Here is an 11844-nt window from a genome sequence, read left to right as displayed (position 1 = left end):
ATGAATTCAAAACGTTACGAGCGTATCTGCGAAATGCTCGCCAGGCGTCAGCCTGACCTGACGGTCTGCATGGAGCAGGTCCACAAACCTCATAACGTCTCTGCAATTGTCCGTACCGCAGACGCCGTAGGCGTGCATGAAGTGCACGCAGTCTGGCCGGGTGCCCGCATGCGAACCATGGCTTCAACTGCCGCAGGCAGCAACAGCTGGGTGTCCGTCAAAACCCACCAGACTATTGGCGAAGCCGTATCGCACCTGAAAGGTCGCGGTATGCAGGTCCTGGCCACTAACCTGTCCGCAAAAGCCGTCGATTTTCGTGAGATCGACTACACCCGCCCGACCTGTATTTTGATGGGTCAGGAGAAAACCGGGATCACCCAGGAAGCGCTGGATCTGGCGGATCAGGATATCATCATCCCCATGATCGGCATGGTGCAGTCTCTCAATGTCTCCGTGGCCTCTGCGCTCATTCTCTATGAAGCGCAGCGCCAGCGTCAGAACGCGGGCATGTACAAGCGCAGCAACAGCATGCTGCCGGAAGAGGAGCAGCAGCGCCTGCTGTTCGAAGGTGGTTACCCGGTGCTGGCTCGCGTCGCGAAACAGAAAAAACTGCCTTACCCCCACGTCAACGCGCAGGGCGAAATTGAAGCCGATGCCGAGTGGTGGGCCACCATGCAGTACGCAGGATAACCGATGAAAGGCCGTCTGCTGGATGCCATACCGCTCAATAGCCTGACGGGCGTAGGTGCGGCGCAAAGCAGTAAACTGGCAAAAATTGGCCTGCACACCGTGCAGGATCTCCTGCTCCATCTCCCCCTGCGTTATGAAGACCGCACCCAACTCTATAAGATTGGCGATCTGCTGCCTGCCATTTACGCCACCGTTGAAGGCGAAGTACTGAACTGCAATATCACCTTTGGCGGACGCCGGATGATGACCTGTCAGATCAGCGACGGCACCGGCATTCTCACCATGCGCTTTTTCAACTTCAATGCGGCCATGAAAAACAGCCTTGCGACCGGTCGCAGGGTACTGGCCTATGGTGAAGCCAAGCGCGGGAAATACGGCGCAGAGATGATCCACCCGGAGTATCGCGTTCAGGGAGATCTGAGCACGCCGGAGCTGCAGGAGACCCTGACCCCGGTTTATCCGACGACCGAAGGCATCAAGCAGGCAACGCTGCGTAAACTCACCGACCAGGCGCTGGAACTGCTGGATACCTGCGCCATTACCGAGCTACTGCCGCCTGAGCTGGCTCAGGGCATGATGAGTCTGCCCGAGGCGCTGCGCACCCTGCACCGCCCGCCGCCAACCCTGCAGCTTAGTGACCTGGAAAGCGGCAAACACCCCGCTCAACGGCGTCTTATCCTTGAGGAATTACTGGCTCATAACCTGAGCATGCTGGCGGTAAGGGCGGGCGCGCAGCGTTTTCATGCCCAGCCCTTAAGCCCGCGAGATGAACTCAAAGATAAGCTGCTGGCCTCACTGCCGTTTAAACCCACCGGTGCACAGGCACGCGTCACGGCCGAGATCGAACGCGATATGGCGCTTGATGTGCCCATGATGCGCCTGGTTCAGGGGGATGTGGGGTCCGGTAAAACGCTGGTTGCAGCCCTGGCTGCCCTGCGCGCGATTGCCCACGGAAGGCAGGTGGCGTTAATGGCCCCCACCGAACTGCTGGCTGAACAGCACGCTAATAACTTCCGCGCGTGGTTTGCCCCGCTTGGGATTGAAGTGGGCTGGCTTGCCGGGAAGCAAAAAGGTAAAGCGCGTCAGGCACAACAGGACGCCATTGCCAGCGGTCAGGTACAGATGATTGTCGGCACGCACGCGATTTTCCAGGAGCAGGTACAGTTTAATGGTCTTGCCCTGGTGATTATCGACGAACAACACCGCTTCGGTGTACACCAGCGTCTGGCGCTGTGGGAGAAAGGGCTACAGCAGGGCTTCCATCCGCATCAGCTGATCATGACTGCCACACCTATCCCGCGCACCCTGGCAATGACCGCCTACGCCGATCTCGATACATCGACCATCGACGAACTGCCGCCGGGCCGTACACCGGTCACCACGGTCGCCATTCCGGACACACGCCGCAGCGATATCATCGACCGCGTGCGCAACGCCTGCACTCACGAAGGCCGTCAGGCCTACTGGGTCTGCACGTTAATTGAAGAGTCTGAACTGCTTGAAGCGCAGGCTGCGGAAGCGACGTGGGAAGAGCTGAAGCTGGCGCTGCCCGAGCTGAACGTGGGTCTGGTTCACGGGCGGATGAAGCCTACTGAGAAACAGGCGGTGATGCAGTCGTTCAAACAGGGTGAACTGCATTTGCTGGTTGCCACAACGGTGATTGAAGTCGGCGTAGATGTCCCCAATTCCAGCCTGATGATCATCGAAAACCCGGAACGTCTTGGTCTTGCGCAACTCCATCAGTTGCGCGGCCGCGTTGGCCGCGGTGCTGTCGCCTCTCACTGCGTGCTGCTCTACAAAGCACCGCTCTCGAAAACCGCACAGATGCGTTTGCAGGTGCTGCGCGACAGTAACGACGGTTTTGTGATTGCACAAAAAGACCTGGAGATCCGCGGCCCAGGCGAACTGCTGGGCACGCGTCAGACGGGTAACGCCGAATTCAAAGTGGCGGATTTACTGCGCGATCAGGCCATGATCCCCGAAGTTCAGCGCCTCGCACGCCATATTCATGAGCGCTACCCCGAACAGGCGGCAGCGTTAATTGAGCGCTGGATGCCGGAAACCGAACGCTATTCCAACGCCTGATCTCAGGCAAACATCGGCAGCATCAGGTAAAGCTTGATCACCAGCGCGTTGACGATATCAATGAAGAACGCCCCGACCATCGGGACCACCAGAAACGCCATATGCGAAGGCCCAAAACGTTCGGTGATCGCCTGCATGTTGGCGATAGCCGTCGGCGTTGCCCCTAGACCAAACCCACAATGCCCGGCCGCCAGCACTGCTGCATCGTAGTTTTTGCCCATCATGCGCCAGGTCACAAACATGGCGTAGAACGCCATAAACAGCGCCTGAACGGCCAGAATAGCCACCATCGGCAGCGCCAGTGAGGCCAGCTCCCAGAGCTTGAGGCTCATCAGGGCCATCGCCAGGAACAGCGACAGGCAGACGTTACCAAGCACCGATACGGCACGTTCAAATACGCGGTAGAAACCCATCAGCGCCAGACCGTTACTCAGCAGCACCCCAACAAACAGCACGCACACAAACGTCGGGAGCTCGAACGCTGAACCTGCCAGCCATTGCGCAACCACTTTGCCCACCGTCAGGCAAATGGCAATCATCGCGATAGTTTCAATCAACACCAGCGAAGTGATGGTGCGTCCGACGTCGGGTTTTTCAAAGGCAGTGGGCACCAGCTCATCGTCCGGTCTTCCGTCTGGCGTACCAGAGTGCTTCACCAGATACCGCGCCACCGGCCCGCCGATCAGGCCGCCCAGCACCAGACCGAAGGTGGCGCAGGCCATCGCCACTTCGGTGGCATTTTCAAAGCCGTAGCGCTCAGTAAACAGCTTGCTCCACGCCGCCCCGGTACCGTGGCCACCAGAGAGGGTGATTGATCCGGCCAGCAGCCCCATCAGCGGATCCAGCCCCAGCAGCGTGGCCATCCCGATACCAATGGCGTTTTGCATCACTAGCAGTCCTACCACCACGATCAGAAATACGCCGAGCACTTTGCCACCCGCCCGCAGGCTCGCCAGGTTGGCATTCAGGCCAATGGTGGCAAAGAAGGCCAGCATCAGCGGATCTTTCAGGGACATATCAAAATCAATTTCCCAGCCCATGCTTTTCTTCAGCACCAGCAGGGCCAGCGCCACCAGCAGTCCGCCGGCAACAGGTTCAGGAATGGTGTATTTCTTCAGAAGGGAAACGCTGTGTACGAGCTTACGGCCAAGCAGTAAGACCAGCGTTGCGGCAACAAGGGTCGACAACGTATCGAGATGAATCATAAAAGGCTCCTGTTATGCGCGTGTTCCATACACACGCGGCGTTATCCTGGGCCGGCTTGCGCTCCTCATGAGCCGCCGGCGCAAAAAGTGTAATTTTTTTTCCCCATGGGTTGTAGAAAACCTGCTCACAGCAGCAGATTTTCTTGTCTTTTTTTGTTGGCAATCGTTTGCTTTTACCAGGTGGTCAGATAAAATGCCCGCTTTTCCACCGTGGGATTGCCGCCGATGTCCGTTAACACCCTTGAGTCTCCCGATGCGCAACCGATTGCGCAGAAGCAAAATAGCGAACTGATTTACCGCCTTGAAGACCGTCCGCCTCTTCCTCAGACGCTCTTTGCCGCCTGCCAACACCTGCTGGCTATGTTCGTTGCGGTGATCACCCCGGCGCTGCTCATCTGCCAGGCGCTTGGTTTACCGGCTCAGGATACACAGCACATCATCAGTATGTCCCTCTTTGCCTCCGGCGTGGCGTCCATTATTCAAATTAAAGCGTGGGGCCCGGTGGGGTCTGGATTGTTGTCGATCCAGGGCACCAGTTTTAACTTTGTCGCACCGCTGATCATGGGCGGTACAGCCCTCAAAACCGGCGGCGCGGATGTTCCGACCATGATGGCGGCGCTGTTTGGCACGCTGATGCTGGCCAGCTGCACCGAGATGGTGATCTCCCGGGTACTGCACCTGGCGCGTCGCGTGATCACGCCGCTGGTATCCGGCGTGGTGGTGATGATCATTGGCCTGTCGCTGATTCAGGTTGGCCTGACCTCCATCGGTGGCGGTTATGCGGCAATGAGCGACCACACTTTTGGTGCACCGAAAAACCTGCTGCTGGCCGGCGTGGTGCTGGCAATCATTATTCTGCTAAACCGTCAGCGTAACCCGTATCTGCGTGTGGCATCGCTGGTGATCGCCATGGCGGCCGGTTATCTGCTGGCCTGGGCGCTGGGTATGCTGCCGGAGAACACCCCGCAGACCAACAGTGCGCTGATCACCATTCCAACGCCGCTGTACTACGGCCTGGGCATTGACTGGGGTCTGCTGCTGCCGCTGATGCTGGTCTTTATGATCACCTCGCTGGAGACGATTGGCGATATCACCGCCACGTCTGATGTCTCCGAGCAGCCGGTCTCCGGCCCGCTGTATATGAAACGCCTGAAAGGCGGCGTGCTGGCGAACGGCCTGAACTCGTTTGTCTCTGCGGTCTTCAACACCTTCCCGAACTCCTGCTTCGGCCAGAACAACGGCGTGATCCAGCTGACTGGCGTTGCCAGCCGCTACGTCGGTTTTGTGGTGGCGCTGATGCTGATCGTCCTCGGCCTGTTCCCGGCGGTAAGCGGTTTTGTGCAGCATATACCTGAACCGGTACTGGGCGGCGCAACGCTGGTGATGTTCGGGACCATCGCGGCTTCCGGTGTACGTATCGTCTCTCGCGAACCGCTGAACCGCCGCGCCATCATGATCATTGCCCTGTCGCTGGCCGTGGGTCTGGGTGTTTCACAGCAACCGCTGATCCTGCAGTTTGCCCCGGACTGGGTGAAAAACCTGCTCTCTTCCGGCATTGCGGCAGGCGGTATCACCGCGATTGTTCTGAACCTCGTTTTCCCGCCTGAGAAAAATTGATCGCCCTCACGGCAGGCTGTCAACGCCTGCCGTGACATCTCTTTACACCATTCCCGCCTTGAGCATTGCGCATAAATCGTGCATAACTCCCTTATGTGCGTTTCGCGGGATGGAAGACCATGAAATTTATTGGAAAGGTACTCGTCTATCTTCTGGTGGCCCTGCTCATTGTGGTGCTGGCGCTCTATATTCTGCTCCAGACCCGCTGGGGAGCATCTCAGGCCAGCAACTGGATAACGGTGAATACCGATTACGAACTCAATTTCGACCTGATGGATCACCGCTTTTCGTCACCTTCCCACATCATTCTGGAAAACGTCACGTTTGGCCGCGACGGTAAACCCGCCACGCTGGTGGCCAGGAAAGTCGATATTGGTCTGAGTAGCCGACAGGTCACCGATCCGCTGCACATGGACACCATTACCCTGTTCGATGGCACGCTTAATCTTTCTCCTCAGACGGCCCCGCTCCCGTTCCAGGCGGACCGTTTGCAGTTGAACAACATGGCCTTTAACAGCCCCAATACGGAATGGGATCTCAGCGCACAGAAAGTGACGGGCGGCGTCAGCCCGTGGCAGCCAGAGGCAGGCAATGTGCTGGGTAAAAACGCACAGATCCAGGTGAGCGCAGGCTCGCTTACCCTGAACGGCGTGCCGGCCACCAACGTGCTGATCCAGGGACAACTCAACGGCAAAGAGGTGGTGCTGAACACCATTGGTGCCGATATGGCGCGCGGTTCGCTCACCGGGTCCGCCCTGCGCAACGCTGACGGCAGCTGGATTATCGACACCATGCGTCTGAATGAGATCCGCCTGCAAAGCGATAAGTCACTGGTGGATTTCTTCGCGCCTCTGACCACCATTCCCTCGCTGCAGATTGGCCGTCTGGAAGTGACTGACGCACGCCTGCAGGGGCCGGACTGGGCGGTGACCGATCTCGATTTAAGCCTGCGCAACCTGACACTCAGCAAAGGCGACTGGCAAAGTCAGGAGGGGCGTTTGTCCATGAACGCCAGCGAGTTTATTTATGGCTCTCTGCATCTGTTCGACCCGATCATGAATGCGGAGTTCTCCCCGCAAGGCGTGGCGCTGCGCCAGTTTACCTCCCGCTGGGAGGGCGGCATGGTACGCGCTTCCGGTAACTGGCTGCGCGAAGGTAACGCGCTGGTGCTGGACGATGTCGCCATCGCCGGGCTGGAATACACCCTGCCGCAGAACTGGAAAACGCTGTGGATGGAGCCGTTACCGGAATGGCTGAACAGCCTGACGCTGAAAAAATTCGGCCTGAGCCGCAACCTGGTTATCGATATCGACCCGGCCTTCCCGTGGCAAATCACCTCTCTTGATGGCTATGGCGCGAACCTGCAGCTGGCGAAAGATCGCCAGTGGGGCGTATGGGGTGGCAGCGCAACGCTGAACGGCGCGGCGGCGACCTTTAACCGCGTGGACGTGCGTCGTCCGTCGCTGGCGCTGAACGCTAACGCCTCAACGGTAAACATTACCGACCTGAGTGCTTTCACCGAAAAAGGCATTCTGGAAGCCACGGCGACGGTTTCACAGCTTCCGCCACGGCAGACCACAATCAGCCTGAACGGACGCGGCGTGCCGCTCAACGTGCTGCAGGCGTGGGGCTGGCCGGCGCTGCCCATTGGCGGTGATGGCAATATCCAGCTAACCGCCAGCGGCAGCGTGCAGGCCAACGCACCGCTGAAGCCGACGGTTAACGGGAAACTGAATGCGGTAAATATGGATAAACAGCAGGTGCAACAGACGATGACGGGGGGAGAGGTGTCGACACTATCCTCGCCCCAGCCCTCTCCCTGAAAGGAAGAGGAAGCAAACCCTTCCCTCCCCCCGTTGGGGAGAGGGTCAGGGTGAGGAAAATTAAAGGTGTGCCACCACCTCATTACCCTCCGCTTTCACCACCACGCCCCACTCGCTCCCGGCCTCTGAGCCGCCTTTTACGCCACTCAGTTTCTGCACGTTGCGCAAGCAGACCGACCAGGTTCGCGCGTCACCTGTGCCGGTAATGGTCACGGTGTCGCCACTGCGTGTGGCTTTCAGCGTAAATGCCACAGAACCGTCCGCCGCAGGCACTTCGCTCACCGCCATCGCGCCATCGCCCAGGTTAAACAGCTGGAAAGCTGTTCCCTCGTTCCAGGCGTAGTCCGGTTTCTGTTGATTGTTGCCCAACGCCAGCAGGGTGTTATCGCGCACATAGACCGGCAGGCTGCGGAAATCATGCTGCTGTTTATGCCAGCGGCTGCCCTTGATTTCATCGTTATGCCAGAGATGGGTCCAGCGCCCTTCCGGCAGATAAAACTGCACGTCACCGGCCTCAGAAAACACCGGGGCTACCATCACCGACTCCCCCAGCATGTACTGACGGTCGAGGTAATCGCATGCCGGATCGTCCGGGAACTCCAGCATCATCGCCCGCAGCATCGGTGTGCCATACTCGCGAGCCAGGGCAGCCTGGCGATAGAGATACGGCATCATCTGACATTTCAGCTGAGTGAAGTGACGCACCACATCACAGGACTCATCATCGTACGCCCACGGTACGCGGTAAGATTTGCTGCCATGCAGGCGGCTGTGGCTGGATAACAGCCCAAACGCGCACCAGCGTTTGTAGACGTGTGCCGGCGCGGTGTTCTCAAATCCACCGATGTCATGGCTCCAGAAGCCAAAGCCGGACAGACCAATCGACAGCCCGCCGCGCAGGCTTTCCGCCATCGACTCGTAGTTGGCGTAACAGTCGCCACCCCAGTGCACCGGGAACTGTTGCGCACCTACCGACGCCGAGCGGGCAAACAGCACCGCCTCATCCGCGCCCACCGTTTCTTTCAGTACGTTCCACACCAGTTCGTTATAAAGGTATGCGTAGTGGTTGTGCATCTTCTGCGGATCGGAACCGTCAAACCACTGGACGTCCGTCGGGATGCGCTCGCCAAAGTCGGTCTTAAAGCAGTCGACGCCAATATCCACCAGGCCTTTCAGCTTGTCGGCATACCACCGGCACGCGTCCGGGTTAGTGAAGTCATAAATCGCCAGGCCCGGCTGCCACTTGTCCCACTGCCACAGGGAGCCGTCCGGGCGCTTGAGCAGGTAGCCCTTCTCTTTCAGTTCGCGAAATACCGGCGACTTCTGGCCGATGTACGGGTTAATCCACACGCAAACCTTCAGCCCTTTCTCCTTCAGGCGGCGGATCATCCCCTGCGGATCCGGGAAGGTCACCGGGTCCCATTCAAAATCACACCACTGGAAGGCCTTCATCCAGAAGCAGTCGAAGTGGAAGACGTGCAGCGGCAGGTCGCGCTCCGCCATGCCAGCAATAAAGCTGTTCACCGTGGCTTCATCGTAGTTAGTGGTAAACGACGTGGTCAGCCACAGGCCGAATGACCACGCGGGCGGCAGCGCCGGACGCCCGGTGAATCGCGTATAACGGTTGAGCACCTCTTTTGGCGTCGGGCCGTCGATCACAAAGTACTCGAGATATTCACCTTCTACGCTGAACTGCACTTTGGAGACCTTCTCGGAGCCAATTTCAAACGACACGTTTTCCGGGTGGTTCACCAGTACCCCGTAGCCGCGGTTGGTCAGATAGAACGGGATATTTTTGTATGACTGCTCGGTACTGGTGCCGCCGTCGCGGTTCCAGGTCTCGACCGTCTGGCCGTTGCGCACCAGGGCGGTAAAGCGCTCGCCCAGACCGTATACCGTTTCACCTACGCCCAGATCCAGACGCTCAAAAACATAATGACGATCGGTACGGGTATCCTGCACGTAACCGTTGTTTTTCAGCTGACTGCCGGTAATGCGCTGGCCGTTGCGCAGGAAGTCCAGCGCCCAGCACTCGCCTTTGGTGACGCGCACGCTGAGGTGACCGCTTTTCAGCTCAGCAAATTCGGCATTGTTTTCAATCTCAACGTTCATCTCTTTGATGACATTCAGAGGATAGTGCGGACCGTTGTTCAGCACGCCCTGGAAGTGCTCGATACGCACGCCAACAATCCCTTCCTGCGGGGAGAAAAGACGGACAGTGAACATCAGGGTATCAAGCTGCCAGGTACGTTCTCGTACATCACGCGGCGCCACGTATACCACAAGGTCATTGCCCTGCTGCTCTACATCGAACACCTGAACCGGGCAGGTGACGTTCAGGCCCGGTTGAATGAGCCAGTTTCCATCACTGATTTTCATACTCTCGTCCTCTTAGTTCTGTAATTCTTTACTGACCGGCAGGTTGTCAAACTCCTGCTGATTGCGGCGCGCGCCGTGTGCCAGCTCGCTCATGATTTTGGTCAGGAAAGGCGTTTTCAGGGTGTAGTAGCGTTTGGCGATGATGGCGCTCAGCACGTAGCAGACCGCCGGGGCCAGGGTGAACAGGCCGATAATGATGTTGATGGTCGCGCTGTTCTGGGTTTTAGCTGCGGCGTCATAACCACCTCCTGCCAGCATCCAGCCGATCATCGCCCCGCCCAGCGCCAGGCCGAGTTTCAGCACAAACAGCGTGCCCGCGAAGCTGATGCCGGTAAGACGTTTGCCGTTGGTCCATTCGCCGTAGTCGACGGTATCGGACATCATGACCCACTGGATCGGCGTCACCAGCTGATGCAACACCCCAATCACAAAGATGAAGGTGAACATCACCACCGTGGCATGCATGGGAACGAAGAACATCGCCACGCTGACCACTGCCAGGGCGGCGTTGGTCCACCAGAAGATGCTGACCTTGCATTTCCAGTCGGTGAGCGGTTTCGCCAGCGCAGAGCCAATCAGGTTGCCGACACAGTAGGTGGTGAGGAACGCGACAAAGATTTCCGGCGAGCCCATGATCCAGGTGCAGTAGTACATCATCGCACCGCCACGCACGCAGACGGCGAGGATATTAAGAATGGTCAGCACACCAACAATACGCCACTGGTCGTTGTGCCAGATATCTCGCAGGTCTTCGCGCATGGAGGTGGTGCTCGGCGGCACCTGGATGCGCTCTTTGGTGGTGAAGAAGCAGAACGCCAGCATCAGGAACGCGACCACCGACAGCACGGCTATCCCACCCTGGAAACCGAACGCTTTGTCATCGCCACCAATCAGGTTAACCAGCGGCATCATCAGTACCGTCGAGAGCATGCCGCCCGCGGTCGCCAGCACAAAGCGCCAGGACTGCAGGGAGATACGCTGCGTCGGGTCGTTGGTGATCACACCGCCCAGCGCGCAATAAGGGATGTTAACCACGGTATAGAGCAGCGTCAGCAGCGTGTAGGTAATGGCGGCATAGATCATTTTGCCGTTGAGGCTGAGGTCCGGCGTGGTGTAGGCCAGCACGCAGACAATGCCGAACGGGATAGCACCGAACAGTATCCACGGCCGGAATTTACCCCAGCGGCTGCGGGTGCGGTCAGCGATCAGGCCCATGCACGGGTCCGAAATCGCATCCAGCGCACGTGCCAGCAGGAACATCGTGCCGACAAACCCGGCAGGAATGCCGAAGATATCGGTATAGAAAAACATCATGTACAACATAACGTTATCGAAGATGATGTGGCTGGCGGCGTCACCCATGCCGTAGCCAATCTTCTCTTTTACTGACAATACGTCGCTCATTTTTTTATCCTTCACGCTGTAGGGGGCGCTGAGACCGGTTACAGATTTTTAAACCATTGTTTCAGGAGCGGGTATTGCGTTTTCTGGTTAGCTGGTTACGTTTCTTGTTTTTTGTGATCGCGGTAAATATTGACGAGCACGAAATGCTAACCTGAGGATTTTCTTAGGAATTAACTGAAACAGGGGTGTTAAGGTCAAAAGAGAGGTGAAAAAAGTGTGCCGGGGTATGTGGTAAATGACTGAAAGTAGCTATAATGCGCCCCGCCTCCATGTAGCAATGCAGGCGCGGAAGATCGTCATCTCCGGTGAGGTGGCTGGACTTCAAATCCAGTTGGGGACGCCAGCGTTCCCGGGCAGGTTCGACTCCTGTGATCTTCCGCCAAAATTCTTTGAAGAGATTATTCTCATATTTGTTCCACCATTAAACCCAAATAATAATTAAATCTATTCACCAAAATTTTTATGTGACTCTTCTGCTTTTCAGTAATTCTTAAGTCATCCTTTTTCGTTTTTTCACCCACAAATATTCAGGCATTAAACTTTACCCATGTGTTTTACTAATTAATTACGTTGATATTGATTTGTTCGGTTATATTACGGATATCATAATAGCCAAACTTTAATCGTAAGGTATAATTCCT

Annotated in this window: 7 protein-coding genes and 1 tRNA gene; 5 read left to right on the top strand and 3 right to left on the bottom strand. The window is 57.3% G+C overall.

The window, feature by feature from the left end; genetic code table 11:
* Both trmH and recG read left to right on the top strand, forming a co-directional pair.
* Positions 1 to 690, top strand: coding sequence for a tRNA (guanosine(18)-2'-O)-methyltransferase TrmH (gene trmH / locus AB6731_RS17605; RefSeq protein WP_014168042.1), 690 nt, complete (start codon positions 1 to 3; stop codon positions 688 to 690).
* Between the two features lie 3 nt (positions 691 to 693).
* The gene (gene recG, locus AB6731_RS17600; RefSeq protein ID WP_020882696.1) at positions 694 to 2775 is read left to right on the top strand and encodes an ATP-dependent DNA helicase RecG; all 2082 of its coding nucleotides are present in this window, start codon (positions 694 to 696) and stop codon (positions 2773 to 2775) included.
* A gap of 2 nt (positions 2776 to 2777) precedes the next feature.
* Here the strand turns inward: recG and gltS are convergent, their stop codons facing one another.
* Positions 2778 to 3980: a sodium/glutamate symporter gene (gene gltS / locus AB6731_RS17595; protein WP_047954870.1), complete on the bottom strand. Its 1203-nt coding sequence runs from the start codon at positions 3978 to 3980 to the stop codon at positions 2778 to 2780.
* Between the two features lie 225 nt (positions 3981 to 4205).
* Here gltS and xanP point away from each other — a divergent pair, with 225 nt between their 5' ends.
* Positions 4206 to 5597, top strand: a complete 1392-nt coding sequence (gene xanP / locus AB6731_RS17590; protein ID WP_032679316.1) for a xanthine/proton symporter XanP — start codon at positions 4206 to 4208, stop codon at positions 5595 to 5597.
* Between the two features lie 119 nt (positions 5598 to 5716).
* On the top strand, positions 5717 to 7420 hold the full coding sequence (locus tag AB6731_RS17585; RefSeq protein WP_020882698.1) for an AsmA family protein: 1704 nt from the start codon (positions 5717 to 5719) through the stop codon (positions 7418 to 7420).
* Between the two features lie 60 nt (positions 7421 to 7480).
* Here AB6731_RS17585 and yicI read toward each other — a convergent pair whose 3' ends face one another.
* Positions 7481 to 9799, bottom strand: a complete 2319-nt coding sequence (yicI, locus tag AB6731_RS17580) for an alpha-xylosidase (RefSeq protein WP_371006615.1) — start codon at positions 9797 to 9799, stop codon at positions 7481 to 7483.
* Between the two features lie 12 nt (positions 9800 to 9811).
* Positions 9812 to 11203, bottom strand: a complete 1392-nt coding sequence (locus AB6731_RS17575) for a glycoside-pentoside-hexuronide family transporter (RefSeq protein WP_324279804.1) — start codon at positions 11201 to 11203, stop codon at positions 9812 to 9814.
* 287 nt (positions 11204 to 11490) lie between these two features.
* Here AB6731_RS17575 and AB6731_RS17570 point away from each other — a divergent pair.
* A tRNA-Sec gene (locus tag AB6731_RS17570) sits at positions 11491 to 11585 on the top strand.
* Positions 11586 to 11844 lie beyond the last annotated feature (259 nt).

Source organism: Enterobacter sp. RCC_40, assembly GCF_041360735.1.
Classification (GTDB): domain Bacteria; phylum Pseudomonadota; class Gammaproteobacteria; order Enterobacterales; family Enterobacteriaceae; genus Enterobacter; species Enterobacter ludwigii.
The sequence above is the reverse complement of the archived record's forward strand: the minus strand, read 5'-3'. Positions and strand labels throughout refer to the sequence as shown.